The following is a 16,455-nucleotide window of genomic DNA, read 5'->3' as shown; positions in this document are numbered from 1 at the left end:
AGGAGAGCCGGGCCACAGCACCCGCGTCAGACGGCGGTGTACCCGCCGTCGACGAGGTGGTAGCTGCCGGTGATGAAGCTCGCCGCGTCGCTCGCGAGGAACGCCACGAGTGCGGCCACCTCGTCGGGCTCGCCGAGCCGGCCGATCGGATGCTTCGACACGAGGAACTGCTGGGCCGCGTCGTCGAGGTTGGCGTCGATGAGCGGCGTCTTGATGAAGCCCGGGCCCACGGAGTTCACGCGGACTCCCTGGGTGGCGTATTCGACGGCGGCGTTCTTCGTGAGGCCGACGACGCCGTGCTTCGCGCTGACGTAGGCGGACGAGTTCGCGAAGCCCACGCTGCCGAGGATGGAGGCGATGTTCACGACCGCGCCGCCGCCGTTCGCGGCGATCGCGGGCAGCTGCGCCTTCAGGTTGTGGAAGATCGAGTTGAGGTTGATGCCGATGACCTTGTCCCAGCTGTCGTCGGGATAGTCGCCGACGAGGGCGGCTGCTCCGCCGATGCCGGCGTTGTTCACGGCGATCTTGAGGGGCGCGAGCGCGTTGGCCTCCTCGACGGAGGAGGCGATCCACGAGGCATCCGTCACATCGCCGACCGACGCCGTCGCCGTGCCGCCGGCGTCACGGATCTCGGAGACCACGCGCTCGGCGTGCTCCGCGTTCAGGTCGTTCACGACGACCGAGGCGCCGTTCGCCGCGAGCAGGAGCGCGACCGAGCGGCCGATGCCGCTGCCAGCCCCGGTCACGATCGCGGAGCGGCCGTGCACGTCGTACTGAGCCATGGGATGGTCCTTCCCGGGCGGGCGCGGAGCCGGGATCCCTTCTCGGGCGGCCCGTCCACGCTCAGCGTAGGCCCGCCGTCTGGGAGCGCCTTCAGCCGCGCGCCCGGGCCCGGTCAGCCGAGCCGGGGCGTGCGGGGCGGCTCGGTGCGGCGCCCGCCGGTCGCCTCGAACGCGGCCGCGAGCGCGAGCAGCGCCGTGTCGTCGTAGGCGCGGCCGGCGAACGTGAGTCCCACCGGCATGCCGATGTCGGCCATCGTGCCCATCGGCACGGTGACGGTCGGGATGCCGAGGTGGCGCGGCACGAGGTTGCCGTTCGCCACCCACACGCCGTTGCGCCAGCCGAGATCCGCGGATGCCTCGTTCACGTCCATGTCGGCCGGGCCGACGTCGGCGACGGCGGGGAAGACGACGGCGTCGAGTCCGAGCCGGTCCATCCACACCTCGAGGTCGAGGCGGCGGGTCTCCTCGAGCCCGCGGAGGCCCGCCTCGAGCTCCGGGATGCCGGTCAGGGTGGCATCCCCGTGCGCCCGAACCCAGTCGGGGTAGGCGATGATGTCGTCCTCGAAGCCGTCGTAGCGGTCGGGCAGCGCGCCTTCGGGGTGCGGGAAGATGCGGGCGCCGTCGACGTCGGCGAGCGTGCCGAGCGCCGGGTCGCCGTTCGCCCGGAGGAAGTCGTCCCACGCCCACGCCGACAGGTCGACGATCTCGCGTCGCAGGTACTCATGGCTGACGAGCCCGCGCGTCGCGATCGTCGGGGCACCGGGACGATCGCCCTCGTAGTTCGACACCGCCGGGAAGTCGACGAGCACGACCTGGGCGCCCGCCGCCTCGAGGTCCGCCCGCGCTGCCTCCCACAGCTCGATCACGGACGCACGGGTCTCGATGCGCCGGCCGGTGGGGCCGCCGATGCCGACCGAGCCGCCGGGCTCGGCCGTGCCGGCCTCCGGGTCGGCGTTCACGTACATGCGTGGCACGCCGAACCGCTTGCCGGCGAGGGCCGCCTTCGCCTCGGGGACATCCGCGGGCGCCAGCGCCGGATACGACGCGGGCCGCACCGCCGACGCGGCCGGCAGCTCGATCCACGGCTGCGCCCGCCAGAAGTCGCCGCGGGTCTCGGGGTCGTCGGCGACGATCACGTCGAGCACCTCGAGCAGGTCGGCCATCGTGCGGGTGTGCGGCACGACGACGTCCATCGTGGGCACGAGCGGCCAGTTGCCGCGCACCGAGATGATGCCCCGGCTCGGGGTGTAGGCGCAGAGCGCGTTGTTCGAGGCGGGCGCGCGCCCCGACGACCAGGTCTCCTCGCCCAGGCCGAACGCCGCGAAGCTCGCCGCGGTCGCCGTGCCCGACCCGTTGGACGAGCCCGACCCGAAGGCCGCGGTGAGGTAGCGGGCGTTGTACGGCGACTCGGCGCGGCCGTACACCCCGCGCTGCATGCCCCCGTTCGCCATCGGGGGCATGTTCGTCAGGCCGAGGCAGATCGCGCCGGAGCCGCGCAGCCGCTCGATCGTGAACGCGTCGCGCTGCGCGACGAGGTGCTCGAACGCCAGGCTGCCAGCGGCGGCCGTGAGGCCGCGGACGAGATAACTGTCTTTGGCGGTGTACGGGATGCCGTCGAGCGGGCCGAGCAGCTCGCCCCGCTCGCGCCGGGCATCGGACGCGGCGGCCTCGGCGAGGGCCTCGGGATTGGGCACCACGACGGCGTTCAGCGCGGTCTCCGTGCCCGGGGCGTCGTACGCGGCGATGCGCTCGAGGTACGCCTGCACGAGCTGCACGCTCGTTGCGGCGCCGCGCTCGAGGGCGCCCCTGAGCTCGGCGATCGACGCCTCGACCACGTCGAACGCGCTCATCGGCCCGCTCCGGCGGCGCCGACGGCGGGCTGCTGCTGCGTGATGCAGTGGATGCCTCCGCCTCGGGCGAACAACGGTCGCGCGTCGACCGTGACCGCGCGCCGGCCGGGGTAGGCGGCTTCGAGGATGTCGCGCGCCCTGGCGTCAGCCTCGGGCTCGCCGAACCCGCACGCGATGATGCCACCGTTCACGACGAGGTGGTTCACGTAGCTGTAGTCGACGACGCCCTCGTCGTCGCGGAGCGTCGCGGGAGCCGGCAGGTCGAGGATCTCGAACCGCCGGCCCGCGGCATCCGTCTGCTCCGACAGCAGCGCGCGCAGCTCGCGGCTCACCTCGAAGTCGGGGTGCGACGGATCGCGCTGGTCGTGCAGGAGGAGGACGCCGGGCGACGGGATCGTGGCAACGATGTCGACGTGGCCGTTCGTGCCGAAGTCGTCGTAGTCGCGGGTGAGCCCACGGGGCAGCCAGACGGCCTTCGTCGCGCCGATCGTGCGGGCGAGCTCGGCCTCGACGCGGGCCCGGTCGGCGTAGGGGTTGCGCCGCGGGTCGAGCTGCACCGTCTCGGTGACGAGCACGGTGCCCTCGCCGTCGACGTGGATGCCGCCGCCCTCGTTGACGAGCAGGCTCGAGACGAGCTCGGCCCCCACCAGACCCGCCATGAGGCGGGCGTGCTCGGCGGACTGCCGCCACTCCGACCAGGCGGGCGCGCCCCAGCCGTTGAACACCCAGTCGACCGCGCCGAGCACGCCGGGGCGTTCGTCGTCGACGACGAACGTGGCGCCGTGGTCGCGCATCCAGAACTCGTCGACGGGTGCCTCGACCTGCTCGATGCCGTCGCCGAGCATGCGCCGGGCGCGCGCTCGCTCGGCGGGGTCGACGACCATGGTGACCGGCTCGAACTCGGCCACGGCGTGGGCGACCGCGGTCCACGCCTCGTAGCCCTCCTCGCGCTCGGCGGCGCCCTCGCCGAGGGTCGTGCCCTCGCGCGGGAACGCCATCCACGTGCGCTCGTGCGGTGCGGTCTCGGCGGGCATGCGCCAGGCCATCGGTTCCTCCTCGCGAATATTGATCAATTGATCAATAATTGCCCCGAAGCTACCTAGACTGGGGCCGAGATGTCAAGAGTCGAACGCCCGCGCGCCCCCCGCAAGCCACCCGGCGAGCGCCGCGACGAGATCACGCGCGCGGCGCGCGAGCTCGCCCTCGCCGACGGGCTCACGGCCGTCACCCTCCGCGGCGTGGCCGCGCGCATCGGCGTCACCCCCGCGCTCGTCGCCCACTACGAGCCCAACATGGACGCACTCGTGGCGGCGACCTTCGGCGCCATCGTCTCGGCCGAGCTCGACGAGCTCGGCGACCTCATCGGAGCACTGCCGACCCCGGCCAGCCGGCTCGCGCGCCTCCTCGACACCCTCCTCGACGGCACCCGCGACCAGGTCACCCTCGTCTGGGTCGAGGCGTGGGCCCTCGGCCGCCGGAACGACGCGCTCGCCGCCCGCGTCCGCGACGAGATGGACGTCTGGCGCGACTTCGTGCAGGGCCTCCTCGAGTCCGGGATCGCCGCCGGCGAGTTCGACACCGACGACGCGGCATCCGTCGCCTGGCAGCTGCTCGGCATCATCGACGGGTTGAACGCCCACGCACTCGTGCGCTGGGAGGACGCCGCCGACCGCGGATCGCGCATCGGACACGCCGTCGAAGGCATGCTCGGGATGCCGCGCGGCGCGTTGGCGGCGGCCGCCGGCTGACGCGGTCGCCGCTGCGGGTCCCGCGTGCGTCTCGCCCGGAACGCATCCTTCCGCGTCAGTCGGGATGCTCCGTCAGCCAGGCGTCGGCGAGCTTCGGCGGCGCCACGGCGATCCAGGCCTCCTGCACCAGTTCGGCGAGTCGGCGTTCGGGGATGCGATCGAGCCGGACGAGGACCGCCGGGAAGCCGTCGAAGTGCGGCGTCGTGAAGAAGACGGACGGGTCCTGCTCGACCAGGGCGAACTTCACAGCCTCGTCCTCGACGCGCGCGCCGAGCACCGGCCCCTCCTGCTCGGCGAGGCCGAGGTGCGCGAGGTCGGTCCGCCGGAGCGGCCGCTCCCACACGAAGCCGCGGCCTCCCACCCGCCAGTGCGCCGCGCCTCGGCTCACGTGCTCGGTCGCGCCCGGCATGCCGAGCGCCAGCTCTCGGACCCGCTCCCAGTCCATGGCCGTCAACCTACGCCGGCGGCCGTGCAGGGACAACGCCCCGCGCCCGGGTGTCGGCGGTGCGCGCTAGCGTGGCAGCACGTCGGGAACCCGCCCGGGCCGGTCAGGAGGAGCCGCATGTTCATCGTCGACGGCTCCGTGGTCACGAGCGCGAGCGACCTGAAGAAGGCGTCCGACTGCGAGTTCGCCTTCCTCCGCGAGCTCGACGTCAAGCTCGGGCGCGACACGCTCTTCGAGCCCGACACCGACGCCATGCTGCAGCGGGCCGGCATGCTCGGCACCGAGCACGAGCTGCGCGTGCTCGAGCGGTACCGCGAACGGTTCGGCGACGGCGTGGTCGAGATCGCGCAGCCGCCCGTGCGCGACCGCGAGGCCGTGGCCGAGGCGGTCGCTCAGACGATCGACGCGCTCAGGTCCGGCGCACCCGTGGTGTACCAGGCGACGTTCGCCGACGACGGCTTCATCGGCTTCGCCGACTTCATCGTCCGCCGGCCCGACGGCCGCTACCGCGTGCAAGACAGCAAGCTGGCCCGGCACGCCCGGGTGACCGCGCTGCTGCAGCTCGCCGCATACGCCGCCCAGCTCGACCGCATCGGCATCCCCTGCGACGACGTCGTCGAGCTGCTCCTCGGCGACGGCTCGTCGAGCGAGCACCGGCGCGACGACATCACGCCCGTCTACGTGCAGCGCGTCGCCCGGCTCAGGCAGCTCGTCGACGAGCGCGTGGCCGACACCGGCCCCGTCGCCTGGGGCGACCCCAGGTACCGGCACGACGGCCGATGCCCGACCTGCGAGCTCGAGGTGCAGGCGCACCGCGACGTGCTCATGGTCGGCGGACTCCGCGTCACCCAGCGCGAGCCCCTCGCCGCGGCCGGCATCACGACCATCGACGAGCTCGCCGCCTCCACCGGGCCCGTTCCGCACCTCATCGACTCGACCGTCGAGAACCTCCGCGCGCAGGCCCGGCTGCAACTCGAGGCCGAATCCGCCGTTGCGGCCGCCGAGGCCGCGGGTACCCTCACCCCGGGCGACCCGCCGCTCGCCCCGCCCGTCGAGGTGCGCGACGCCGCGTCCCTCGCGGCGATCCCGCGGCCCTCGGCCGGCGACCTCTTCTTCGACTTCGAAGGCGACCCGCTCTACACCGAAGGCGACGCCACGAGCTGGAACCTCGACTATCTGTGGGGCATGGTCGACGACCGCGAGCAGTACACCGCCTTCTGGGCGCACTCGTTCGCCGAAGAGCGCGAGGCCCTGCTGCGCTTCCTCGAGCTCGTGAAACTCAGGCGGCAGGTGCATCCGGGCATGCACATCTTCCACTACGCCGCCTACGAGCGCACCCACCTCACGGCGATCGCGGCGCGCCACGGCGTCGGCGAAGCCGACGTCAACCAGCTCCTCGCCGACGGCGTGCTCGTCGACCTCTACCCCATCGTGAAGCGCGCGGTGCGCGTGGGCAGCCGCTCGTACTCCATCAAGAAGCTCGAGCCGCTGTACATGGGTACCGAGCTGCGCGAGGCCGACGTGAAGTCGGGCGGCGACTCGATCACCGAGTACGTCCGCGCACGCACCCTCGCCGACTCGACCGACCCCGCCGATCGAGCCGAGGCTCAGGCGGTGCTCGACGACCTCGCCGACTACAACCGCTACGACTGCGTCTCGACGCGCCGGCTGCGCGACTGGCTCATCGGCATCGCCCGCCGAGAGGGCATCGTGCCGGTGCCGCCCGAAGAGCTGCTCGATCGCCCCGCGGGCAAGGTGTACGTCGCCTCGCCGCTCGCCGTCGCGCTGCGCGAGCTGGCCGGCCCCACCGCGCCCGGCGAAGGGCGAGACCCCGACCACGCCGCCCTCGCGCTCGCCTCAGCCGCCATCGACTACCACGAGCGGGAGTCGAAGAGCTTCTGGTGGGCGCACTTCCTGCGCGCCGACCAGCCCGTCGACTCGTGGGAGAACGACCGCGACGTGCTGGTGGTCGATCCGGCGGTGTCGGGCATCGAGACCGCCTGGCACGAGGAGCCCAACTGGCACAGCCCGCGCCGCGAGATCCGCCTCGCCGGCCGGATCGCGCCTGGCTCGAAGTTCTCGGTGGGCGCGGGCGTCTTCCTCTTCTACGAGGCCGACTCGGGCGTGCCGTCGGGCGTGCGCCGGCCCGGCCAGCGCCGCACGACCGAGGCGACGATCATCGGCGTCACCGACACCGGCCTGCTGATCGAGGAGCGCGCCGCGGCCGGCGTGACCTGGCAGGCGCTGCCCATGGCGGTCGGCCCCGGGCGCCCGCCCTCGAGCGACGCCCTGCGCCTCGCCATCGCCGAGTGGGCGTCGCCCATCCCCGGCGCCCAGCCCGCGCTGCCGCTGAACCCCGCGATGGATGTGCTGCGCCGGCTCCCGCCGCGAGTCGCCGGCGGGCTCACCCTGCTCATCGACAGCATCGACTACGTCGACGCGGTGGTGAGCTCGGTGCGCCGACTCGAGCACTCCTACCTGGCGGTGCAGGGTCCCCCCGGCACAGGCAAGACCTACGTCGCCTCCCACGTCATCGCCCGGCTCGTCGCCGACCACGGCTGGAAGATCGGCGTGGTCGCTCAGTCGCACGCGGTCGTCGAACACGTGCTCGAGGCCGTCGTCGAGGCCGGACTCGACGCCGGCCGCGTCGGCAAGGCCGCGAAAGACCCGGCCGACGTCGGCACGCGCACCTTCACCGCGCTCGCCCGGAAGGACGACCTCGCGAGCTTCACCGCCGAGCTCCCGGGCGGATACGTCATCGGCGGCACCGCGTGGGACTTCTGCAACGTCAAGCGCGTCCCGCGCGGTTCGCTCGACCTGCTCGTAATCGACGAGGCCGGGCAGTTCTCGCTCGCGTCGACCATCGCGGTCTCGCTCGCGGCCCGCAACCTGCTGCTGCTCGGCGACCCGCAGCAGCTGCCGCAGGTGAGCCAGGCGCAGCACCCCGAGCCCGTCGATACCTCGGCGCTCGGCTGGGTGGCCGACGGTCACGAGGTCCTCCCCGACGAGTACGGGTACTTCCTCGCCGAGAGCCGGCGCATGCACCCCGCGGTCGCGGCGCCCGTGTCGCGCCTCGCCTACGAGGGCGAGCTCCGCTCGCACCCCGTCGCGTCGGCACGGCGCCTCGACGGGGTCGAACCTGGTCTGCACGCCATCCCGGTCCGCCACGAAGACAACACGACGTACTCGCCCGAGGAGGCCGAAGCCGTCGTCGAGCTGGTGCGATCACTGCTCGGCCGCGCCTGGCACGACGCCGACGACAGCGCCGCCGGCACCGTGGTCGCGCCGCCGCGCCCGCTCGGCGAGGCCGACCTCATCGTCGTCACGCCGTACAACGCGCAGCTCACCACGGTGCGCGAGGCGCTCGACCGCGCCGGCTTCACGGGCGTCCCCGTCGGCACGGTCGACAAGTTCCAGGGCCAGGAGGCCGCTGTCGCGATCGTCTCGCTCGCCGCCTCCTCCGCGTCGGCGGCGCCGCGCGGCATCGAGTTCCTGCTCCTGAAGAACCGGCTGAACGTCGCGATCTCGCGGGCGAAGTGGGCCGCGTACCTGCTCTACTCCCCAGGGCTGCTCGACGCCCTGCCGCACCGACCCGAAGGCGTCGCCCAGCTGAGCGCCTTCATCCGGCTCGTCGGCGCCGACGCGCTCGACCCGGCTCCCGCGCCGGCCCTCGTGGACTGACGTGGCCCCGTCCCGCCCGGGAATAGTGCACAGCCTTCCCGCGTAGGGTACTGACGTGACTTCCCCCACCGACCTGCACCCTGCCCGCATCACGATGTACGGCGCCGCCTGGTGCGGCGACTGCCGCCGGTCGAAGGCGCTCCTCGAGCGCCGGGGCGTCGAGTACGACTACGTCGATCTCGAGGTCGTCGTCGACGGCGCCGAGCGTGCGAAGGCCATCAGCGGCCGCACGAACATCCCGGTCGTCGTCTTCCCCGACGGCACCCACTTCACCGAGCCCACCGACGCCGAGCTCGGCGCAAAGCTCGACGAGGTCGCCGAAACGGCCGCCTGAGCCGTCGTAGACGCTCGACCCGACTCTGAGGCCTGACCGGCCTCAGGCGTCGGCGCGCGGTTCGAGGCCGCGCGCGACGACGGTCTCGAGGTCCTCACCGGTCCGCAGCAGGTGCTGCTGCAGCGCACGTGCCAGTTCGGCGTCGATCCAGACGGGCGTGCGCGCCGGCGCCGCCTCCTCGGCGGTCGCGCCCTCGGCGGAGGGGCCGCCGAGGAGTCTCGGCCGGAGCTTGCGGATCGTCTCCCAGTTCTCCGCCACCGAGATCTCGTACTTCCCGTCGCTGAAGCGCGCCGCGATCGTGCCGCTCTGCACGAGCCCGCGCACCGCGTGCGACGTCGAGCGGGTGAGCTCGGCGAGCTCGGCCACACTCAGCATCGGCGGCAGCTTCGCGGTGAATTCGTGACGGATCGCCTCGTCGAGCCGGGCGCGCGCGGCGTCGAGGCGCGCGAGCTGGTCGCGCCGCCGCGGCCGAGCGCGATGTCTGGCGGTCATGAGGCCCGGGTGCGCGTCCACGGCTCGCCCGGTTCGGTGGCATCGACCCGCTCGGCCGGCAGGTGGAACGAGGTCAGGCGCACGTGATCGCGCCGGCGGTCGCAGACACAGGGGATGAACGACTCCCCCAGAGCCGAGGTGACGATCTCGAAGTGCGTGCGCTCCCGGCGCGCGCCGCTGCGGCGAGCCCGCATGGTTCCTCCTCCACGACGCCGGCTGGGCGACGTCACCGGAGGTGACTGCGTAGGCGGCCGATCATGACGCGAGTCAGCGGTTCACCCGGTCGCCGTCGGAGCTGAGATCGGCATCGTCGGGGATCGGGGCCGCCTCGACGCCGGTTGCGGCGACCACATCGGCGACGAGCGCCGGGCTGCCGCCGATGACGGTCGAGTCGAAGTCGACCTCGGTCGCGAGCACCCACGCCCGGTCTTCGGGCCAGATGAGGCTCGGGGACACCGGTCGCGGCTCGCCCTCGCGCACCCACGGCGCCCGCGAGGGCCAGTCGGATGCCTCGAACTCGGCGATGCCCGCGTCGAACAGCAGGTGCGCGCGGCCCGGCAGCCGCAGTCGCGGCCCGGTCGCGGCGGCGGGATCGAGCCGTCGGAACGAGTCGCCCCAGCCCTCCCAGACGGCGGCCGAGCCGCGCTCGGGCGTCGCGGTGTGCCGAGCGAGCACCACGGCGAGCGCGGAAAGGTGCGCGGCATCCAACCGACCGGCCTCCGGTGCGTCGGCGCGCCAACCCGCTCGGGCCGGCACGCCTCCGTCGCGGACGTTGTCTGCGGGCGCCGCCTCCGGGATCCGCTGCCACTGCACGAGCGGATGCCACGTCGCGCCCACCTCGTCCGCGACCTCTCGCCACGATGCCGGCCGATGCTCCCACGCGGTCGGGCGCCGACCGTATGCGACCTCACGCCACGTCACGCCGACCGGTCTCCGGGCGTCGAGCGGATGGAAGACGCGCACGTACGCCGGGAACCCGGTCGGCAGGATCTGCGCGAGATGGCCGAAGCGGTCGGCCATGCGTTCGCGGACCCAGTCGCCGCGCGAGACATCCGACTGCCAGCGCATGCGCTCACGCTACCGGCGTCATGCCGCCGCGTACGGCTCAGCCGTCGCGCCCGCTCAGCGGAGCGCGGGGATGACCTCGCGCTCGTAGAGCTCGATGCCGGAACGGTCGTACGCGGCCTCGGGGAAGTACGAGATCGCGTACGCGAGCCCGCGCTCCTTGGCCTCCGCCAGCTTCGCCGTGACCTCGGCCACGGTGCCGACGAGGGCGCCCTCCGAGCGGTAGTCGCCGAGGAACCGGGCGGTCGCCTCCGCACCGAGGTACGGCGCGACGCGAGCCTCGATCACGGCGAGCCGGCGCTCGACGTCCGCGGCATCCTCACCGATGACGGTGTTGAAGTTCGCCGATCGGGTGATCGAGGCGAAGTCACGGCCCGCCCGCTCGGTGTGCCCGCGGAGGATCTCGGACTTGCGGGTGAACTCCTCGAGGCTGCCGAAGAAGTTCGTGTACGACGCGTACTGCGCGGCGATCTTCAGCGTCACCTTCTCGCCGCCGCCGGCGATCCACATCGGGATGCCGCCCTCCTGCAGCGGCATCGGCTGGAAGATGGCGCCGTCGACGTCGTAGTGCTCGCCGTGGAACGTCGCCGTGCCCGTGGTCCACGCCTGGTGCATGATCTCGGCGCCCTCGCGGAGCATCCGCAGCCGCTCGGGAGCATCCGGGAAGCCGTAGCCGAACGCGCGCCATTCGTGCTCGTACCAGCCCGCGCCAATGCCCATCTCGACGCGGCCGCCCGACACGACATCGGCGGTGGCAGCGACCTTCGCGAGGTACGCGGGGTTGCGGTAGCCCATGCAGGTGCACATCTGACCGAGTCGCACGCGCGTCGTGGACGCGGCGAACGCCGACATCAGCGACCACGCCTCGTGCGTCGCCTCCGTCGTCGACGGCACGGGGACGGTGTGGAAGTGGTCGTAGACCCAGATCGACTCCCAGGGCGAGTCGGGCGCATCGGCGCGCTCGGCGATCTCGCGCATCGTGCTCCAGTGCCGGGCCGGCTCGATGCCGACGAGATCGTGACGCCACCCCTGGGGAACGAACATTCCGAATCGCATGCGCACCAGCCTAGGCTGCGCTGCGCGGCCGCTCCTGCCGTCCGATCTCAGCGGCAGCACTGATGCCGGGATGCCCCACCGCTCGTAGGTTCGCCCGCATGAACCGATCGAGCACGCAACACTGCGATTTCGACGCCTCCGACTTCCGGGCGACCGCCGTCCGATCCTGCGGCAGCCGGCTGATCCGGGTCACCGGCGAAGGCCTCTGCCCGAGCGCGGGCTGGAGCCTCGAGCTCACCGCCGCGAACCCCGGGGTGGTGCCCCACCCGACGAGCCTCTGGCTCGCGCTCCGTGAGCAGGCCCCGCGCGACGCATCCGCACGTGTGCTGACGCCGGCCAGCGTGGAGGCCATCATCGAAGACTCGGAGGCCGACGAGGTCGTCATCCGCTTCGGGTGGCGGGACCCCATCCGGCTGCCCGTCCTCGAACTCGCGGCCGCGGGCGGCTCGCCGCGGCGCGGGGCGCTCGCGGTCGCGCGCGACTGAGCGGCTTGCCGGTCGGGCTCCCGCTCAGGCCAGTGCGAACCTCAGCTCGGCCATCGCCGGTCCGCTCCACACCGAGCCGTCGAGGTCGTCGCCGCGCACCGTGACCACCTTGCCGCCCTTCGCGATCACGAGCAGCGCGAGCTGGGGCAGCAGGTCGCCGGCGTGGCTGCCGTCGGCGAGCGCGTCGCCGGCGCCGTGATCGCTCGCGAACTGGATGGCTCCCGACTCCCGGTCGAGCGTGCCGTTCACCGATGTGGTGAAGTCGAACCAGAACGTCTCGACCGCACCATCGGCCGCCTCATGGGCGATCGCGGCGAGATCGCGCTCGACGCGCCCCGCGCTGCCCTCCGTGAGCGAGTGCAGTTGCGCCGCGGCTTCGCGCACGTTCAGCTTCGCCAGCTGCAGCCGCACGGCCTCATCGATCTCGGCGGCGTTCAGCCGGTCGGAGCCGCCGGCGACCGGCACGATGCGCCGGGCGTTCCGCACCCGCTCGATGAACAGGCTGAGCAGCGGTTCCGCGGAGAAGACGAACAGCGGCACGCGCTCGTCGGGGTCGAGCTCGTGCAGCGCCCGGCGGACGACGTCGACCACCCGCTTGGCGTAGAGGTCGAGGAGGGTCTTGCGGCCCTCGTCTCCCATGAGCCGGCTCGCCCCGCCCTGGCTGGCTCCGGCGGCCCGGTTGTGTCCGCGCGGCTTCTCCTCGTTCGGCTCGCGGTTCGTCGCCTCGTCGAGGTTCGCCACGCCCTCGGCGTCGACGTCGAGCTTGAACGCCCGGTCGGTGGGCGTCGCGTGCCAGAGGCACCACTCGTTCGCGGAGATCGTGATCGCGAACGCCTCCTGATCCTGGCTCGGAGCCCGCAGCAGCTGCCCGAGCGTGAAATGCGAGCCGACGTGCACGGCGTCGTCGAGCCGGTTCGGCAGCACGAAGACCTCTTCGAACTCGGGAGCCACGAAGATGGCCAGGGAACGGGCGAGATTGCCCCACAGCTGCTGGTCGCCGAGGATCGCGTCGCGCCGGGCGCGGAGCGCCTCGACCTCGTGCGCGGCCGCGCCCGATGCGCGCACCTGCTCGATCGCCTCGTCGAACCCGCTCTTCACGGCGACCTCGGCGCGTTCGCGCTCGGCGACCACCGGCGAGGTGGACGCGTAGATCGAGATCGCCGGGTGGTGGACCCCGGCCAGTGCGGTGAAATCGGCCGTGGTGGGCAACTCGTAATGAACGGTCATGCGTTCCTCCCCCGGGGATGCTCGCGACCCGCGACAGCGGTGTCGCACGCCCCCAGCCTATGAAGGCCGGGCTCCGAGCGACACCCCCCGAGCGCGGACGCTCAGGGCACCGTCAGGTGGGACCAGCCGACCGCCCGGCTACGCGTTCGCTCGAGGCGAGTCGACCGGCGCGCCGTCGGCGTCGCGCTCCCACTCCCGCACGGCGCGGGCGGCGATGAACGGGGCGCGCTGGTCGGCCCACTCGTCGACCGCGGCGAGCTCCGCCTCCTCCTGACGGGCCACGAAGGCGTCGGCGACGCGGCGGCCCGACTCCCGGCGCAGCTCGGCGCGGTAACGCGCGACCTCGACCGTCGGCGCCAGATCGTCGCGTGCAGCGCGCAGCCGTTCGGCTGTGCGGTCGCGCTCGGCCTCGACGATGGTCTCGTCGGTGATCGTCGCGACCTCGTCGTACGCCGTCGGCGCCATGAGGTTCTGCAGGGTCTTCGTCAGCACGGGCATGAGCTCGATGCAGACGAAGAGCAGCGCGATCATGAGATGCGCGAACCCGAGCAGGGTGTTCCGCTCGCCGATGCGCCACAGGGCCTCCAGGCGCGCCAGCATCCCGGTGCTCTGATCCGCCGCGGCCTCGAAGCGTGCGGTCTCGAGGTCGCGGGCGGCGACGAGCCGGTCGAGGCGCTCGCTGTCCTCGGCGAGCGTCGCCTCCGCCTGCGCGACCGACTCGGCTGCGCCGGCCTCGAGCCGCGCCTCGGCCTGGGCTTTCGCCTCGGCCTCTGCAGCCTTCGCGGCGTCGAGCGCCGCGAGCTTGCCGTCGCGGTCGAGCTTCTTCGACTGCGTGATCGGGCCGTCGCCGACGATGCCCGTGCCGCCGGTGCCGTCGAGCTCGGCGAGCCACACGCGGTTGGCCTCGTCGTACGCGGCCTGCGCGGCGGCGGTCGCCTGTTGTGCGGCGACGTAGTCGGGGTCCGCGGCGAGCGCGTCACGTCCGCCGGCGGTGATGAGCTCCCGCTGCGCGGCGACGCTCGCGGCGAGCTCGTCGATCTCGGCGTAGCGCGGGTCGGCCGCGAGCTCCTCCTCGAACGCCTGCTTCGCCTCGAGCGCCATCACCTCGGTCTCGGCGGCGATCTCGCGCTCGAAGACCTGGAGGGTGAGCGGGGTGGCGACGACGACGCCGATGACGAGGGCGAGGGCGACCCGAGGCAGGGCGACGAGCAGGTTCGCGGAGGCTCGCGGCTGACGCGGCATCCCGACCACGAGCATGCGGTCGATCGCGAGGATCACGAGGCCCCACATCAGGCCCACGACGACGGCGACCCACACCGGCGCGGTGAGCGCCATCGCGAGGGCGAAGGATGCGGCGGCGGCGGAGACGGCGGCGGTCGCGATGAGCACGATGCCCATGGCGACGTAGCGCTGTCGCTGCCCCGGCGCCCGTTCGAGCACGTCCTCGCGTGCCCCCGCGAGTGTCGCGAACGCGTCGCCGAATCGGCTCATGGTGGGCCCCCGTCCGTTTCCAGGCCCGTCACGATACTCCGCGAGCCCGGCGGCGTCACTCGGGAGAACCCCCGGATGTCCCGGAGCCGAGCGGGGCGGGCGTGCGAGCGGCCCGCCGGCCCGAGCCACCGCGCGCACGGCGGGACGGGCGGGCGGGCGCGGCGCTCAGCGCACGGGGTGGTTCGACCGGATCACCCCGGTCGGGTCGACGGCCCGCTTGATCTCGCGCAGGCGCTCGAGCCGGTCGCCGAAGAGCCGGCGGGGGTCGCGGCGGTGCTCGGCGAAGTTCAGGTATTCGACGTCGGCCCGCCACGGCTCGATGGCGGAGAACAGCCGGCCGAGCGAGCGGACCAGCGCATCCTCCATGCCCGGCAGCGCCATACCGCCCGCGAACACGAGGTACTCCGCATCGAAGCCGGCGGTCGCCCCGGGAGCGGGCACCGCGAAGCCGGCGGCGGCCCGATACGCGGCCGCTGGCCGGAGCACCCCGCCGAGATGGCGGATCTCGATCGTCATGAGCGCGGTGCCGGATGCCCCGCCGACGGCGCCCACGAAGGCGCGCACGGCCTCCGGGGTCAGCTCGTCGAGGGTCATCCCGTCGCCGAAGCCGGGCGACGGCTCGGGCGGATCCATGTGCAGCGCGAGGAGCTCGGCGGTCGGCTGCGGGTGGAACGTGTCGAGCTCCGCGCCGAGCGCGCGCAGGGGCGCGAGCAGGCCGTCGGCCCGGTCGGGCGACTCCTGCACGACCGCTTCGACGACGACGACCGAGCGTCCCGAGAGGAAGGGCGGCAGCTCGGGCAGCGGGGGCAGGTGCAGCACGCGCCCGACGCTCATCGCGGAGGCCGGCGCGGTCGTGGTCCACTCACGCCAGGCCTGCAGGACCTCCTCCGCGCGCTCGACGGGGAAGAGCAGCATGCCCGCCGTGACGTCGGCCACCTCGTGCAGCCGGAACTCCATCGCGGTGACGATGCCGAAGTCTCCGCCGCCGCCGCGCAGGGCCCAGAATAGGCTCGGGTCCTGCTCGGCGTCGACGCGGCGCAGGTGCCCTTCGGCGGTCACGAGCTCGATCGACAGCACGTGGTTGGCCGCGAGCCCGTGCGAGCGCGCGAGCCACGAGACGCCGCCGCCGAGCGTGTACCCGACGACGCCGACGTCGTGCGACGACCCGGCGAGCGCGGTGAGCCCGTGCGGCGCGACCGCGGCGACGACGTCGCCCCAGAGGGCTCCGGCCTCCACGCGGGCGACGCGCGCGTCGGGGTCGACCTCCACGCCGCGCAGCTCGTGCGTGCGGAGCAGGATCGCGTCGGCGAGCCCGTGGTCGGCGGCGAGTGGCGCCGCGTTGTGGCCGGTCGCCTGCGGCGCGACGGAGAGCCCGACGTCGCGGGCGGTCTCGACGGTGCGGACCACGTCGGCGGCCGAGGCCGCCACGACGACGGCGACGGGCCGCTGGTCGACGGTGAGGTTCCACGCGGAGCGCGCCTCGTCCCAGCCGGGGTCGCCCGGGATCGCGAGCCGGCCGTCGAGGCGGGAGGCGAGGAGTGCGAGCGCCTCGCGGAGGCTCAGGGTGGAGACATCCGCGCCGTTCGTCGTGGTGTCGGCGAGCGGGATGACGGGGGCGATGTGATCGGCGCGCGACTCGTCGTCGCGGAGTGCCGGCTCGGCGCCGGCGGGCACAGGGGTGTTCACTCTGCTGGATCCTTTCGGGGTCTCGTCGCGGGCCGGCGCACTCGGGCTGCTCGACGGCCGCGGGAGTCCCCGCGACGCGCACGACGCCCCACCATTGGAGCGGCGGCGCCGAT

At 73.4% G+C, this 16,455-nt stretch carries 15 protein-coding genes; 4 read left to right on the top strand and 11 right to left on the bottom strand.

The window, feature by feature from the left end:
• Positions 1-26: 26 nt before the first annotated feature.
• The 3 genes from ABIQ69_RS02525 to ABIQ69_RS02515 form a co-directional block, all read right to left on the bottom strand.
• Positions 27-782: an SDR family NAD(P)-dependent oxidoreductase gene (locus tag ABIQ69_RS02525; protein WP_350348830.1), complete on the bottom strand. Its 756-nt coding sequence runs from the start codon at positions 780-782 to the stop codon at positions 27-29.
• A gap of 113 nt (positions 783-895) precedes the next feature.
• Positions 896-2,632 (bottom strand): amidase, encoded by a 1,737-nt coding sequence (locus tag ABIQ69_RS02520; RefSeq protein WP_350348829.1) that lies wholly within the window; start codon positions 2,630-2,632, stop codon positions 896-898.
• Positions 2,629-3,678: an agmatine deiminase family protein gene (locus ABIQ69_RS02515; RefSeq protein ID WP_350348828.1), complete on the bottom strand. Its 1,050-nt coding sequence runs from the start codon at positions 3,676-3,678 to the stop codon at positions 2,629-2,631. Before ABIQ69_RS02515 ends, ABIQ69_RS02520 begins: the two co-directional genes overlap by 4 nt.
• Positions 3,679-3,747: 69 nt before the next feature.
• On the opposite strand from ABIQ69_RS02515, the gene ABIQ69_RS02510 reads away from it, so the two are divergent.
• Positions 3,748-4,380: a TetR family transcriptional regulator C-terminal domain-containing protein gene (locus ABIQ69_RS02510; RefSeq protein WP_350348827.1), complete on the top strand. Its 633-nt coding sequence runs from the start codon at positions 3,748-3,750 to the stop codon at positions 4,378-4,380.
• Between the two features lie 55 nt (positions 4,381-4,435).
• Here ABIQ69_RS02510 and ABIQ69_RS02505 read toward each other — a convergent pair whose 3' ends face one another.
• Positions 4,436-4,825, bottom strand: coding sequence for an MmcQ/YjbR family DNA-binding protein (locus tag ABIQ69_RS02505; RefSeq protein ID WP_350348826.1), 390 nt, complete (start codon positions 4,823-4,825; stop codon positions 4,436-4,438).
• Between the two features lie 117 nt (positions 4,826-4,942).
• Between ABIQ69_RS02505 and ABIQ69_RS02500 the strand changes: the two genes are divergently transcribed.
• Together ABIQ69_RS02500 and ABIQ69_RS02495 are read left to right on the top strand one after the other, a co-directional pair.
• The gene (locus ABIQ69_RS02500) at positions 4,943-8,506 is read left to right on the top strand and encodes a TM0106 family RecB-like putative nuclease (RefSeq protein ID WP_350348825.1); all 3,564 of its coding nucleotides are present in this window, start codon (positions 4,943-4,945) and stop codon (positions 8,504-8,506) included.
• A gap of 55 nt (positions 8,507-8,561) precedes the next feature.
• Positions 8,562-8,840 (top strand): glutaredoxin domain-containing protein, encoded by a 279-nt coding sequence (locus ABIQ69_RS02495; protein ID WP_350348824.1) that lies wholly within the window; start codon positions 8,562-8,564, stop codon positions 8,838-8,840.
• A gap of 42 nt (positions 8,841-8,882) precedes the next feature.
• Here the strand turns inward: ABIQ69_RS02495 and ABIQ69_RS02490 are convergent, their stop codons facing one another.
• From ABIQ69_RS02490 to ABIQ69_RS02475, 4 genes are all read right to left on the bottom strand, one after another.
• Positions 8,883-9,332, bottom strand: coding sequence for a hypothetical protein (locus tag ABIQ69_RS02490; protein WP_350348823.1), 450 nt, complete (start codon positions 9,330-9,332; stop codon positions 8,883-8,885).
• Positions 9,329-9,526 (bottom strand): hypothetical protein, encoded by a 198-nt coding sequence (locus ABIQ69_RS02485; RefSeq protein WP_350348822.1) that lies wholly within the window; start codon positions 9,524-9,526, stop codon positions 9,329-9,331. The genes ABIQ69_RS02490 and ABIQ69_RS02485 overlap by 4 nt, the downstream gene beginning before the upstream one ends.
• Positions 9,527-9,599: 73 nt before the next feature.
• Complete coding sequence (locus ABIQ69_RS02480; protein ID WP_350348821.1) at positions 9,600-10,400, bottom strand: hypothetical protein; 801 nt, start codon at positions 10,398-10,400, stop codon at positions 9,600-9,602.
• Positions 10,401-10,454: 54 nt separating this feature from the next.
• Positions 10,455-11,453 (bottom strand): LLM class F420-dependent oxidoreductase, encoded by a 999-nt coding sequence (locus ABIQ69_RS02475; RefSeq protein ID WP_350348820.1) that lies wholly within the window; start codon positions 11,451-11,453, stop codon positions 10,455-10,457.
• A gap of 98 nt (positions 11,454-11,551) precedes the next feature.
• Between ABIQ69_RS02475 and ABIQ69_RS02470 the strand changes: the two genes are divergently transcribed.
• Positions 11,552-11,938 carry a hypothetical protein gene (locus tag ABIQ69_RS02470; RefSeq protein WP_350348819.1) on the top strand — a complete coding sequence of 129 codons (387 nt, stop codon included), beginning with the start codon at positions 11,552-11,554 and terminating at the stop codon, positions 11,936-11,938.
• Positions 11,939-11,962: 24 nt separating this feature from the next.
• On the opposite strand, the gene ABIQ69_RS02465 is transcribed toward ABIQ69_RS02470, so the two are convergent.
• The 3 genes from ABIQ69_RS02465 to ABIQ69_RS02455 form a co-directional block, all read right to left on the bottom strand.
• A complete protein-coding gene (locus ABIQ69_RS02465) occupies positions 11,963-13,165 on the bottom strand; it encodes a hypothetical protein (RefSeq protein WP_350348818.1) in 1,203 nt (400 codons plus the stop codon).
• 138 nt (positions 13,166-13,303) lie between these two features.
• Positions 13,304-14,656 carry a DUF4407 domain-containing protein gene (locus tag ABIQ69_RS02460; RefSeq protein ID WP_350348817.1) on the bottom strand — a complete coding sequence of 451 codons (1,353 nt, stop codon included), beginning with the start codon at positions 14,654-14,656 and terminating at the stop codon, positions 13,304-13,306.
• A gap of 165 nt (positions 14,657-14,821) precedes the next feature.
• Positions 14,822-16,342 carry an FAD-binding oxidoreductase gene (locus ABIQ69_RS02455; RefSeq protein WP_350348816.1) on the bottom strand — a complete coding sequence of 507 codons (1,521 nt, stop codon included), beginning with the start codon at positions 16,340-16,342 and terminating at the stop codon, positions 14,822-14,824.
• Positions 16,343-16,455 lie beyond the last annotated feature (113 nt).

Source organism: Agromyces sp. G08B096 (genome assembly GCF_040267705.1).
GTDB lineage: Bacteria > Actinomycetota > Actinomycetes > Actinomycetales > Microbacteriaceae > Agromyces.
The sequence above is the reverse complement of the archived record's forward strand: the minus strand, read 5'-3'. Positions and strand labels throughout refer to the sequence as shown.